This is a genomic window from Seonamhaeicola marinus, from assembly GCF_008085455.1.
The window spans coordinates 1-361 of the sequence record NZ_VSDQ01000104.1 but is presented as its reverse complement, the minus strand read 5'-3'; the positions used below and the strand labels follow the sequence as shown (position 1 = coordinate 361).

Annotated in this window: 1 pseudogene; it reads left to right on the top strand. The window is 34.1% G+C overall.

What is annotated here, in order from left to right:
* A pseudogene (locus tag FUA24_RS00660) lies at positions 1-361 on the top strand (lipid-A-disaccharide synthase); the annotation flags it as partial.

Here is a 361-nt window from a genome sequence, read left to right as displayed (position 1 = left end):
TGCAAAATGGGCAAAAGCCCAAGGTTTTAAAACCAATTACTACATTTCACCACAAGTATGGGCATCTAGAGCAAGCCGCGTAAAAGCTATTAAACGCGATATTGATGCCATGTACGTTATTCTACCTTTTGTAAAACCGTTTTACGAAAAGTACAACTATAATGTTACATTTGTTGGACATCCTTTAATTGATGCTATTGCAGACAGAACTCAAGTAAACCCAACAGCATTTAGAAAAGCACATAATTTAAGTGAAAAACCAATTATTGCTCTTTTACCCGGAAGCCGTAAACAAGAAATTACCAAAATGCTATCTGTTATGCTTAGTTTGGTTGATGATTTTAAAGATTATCAATTTGTT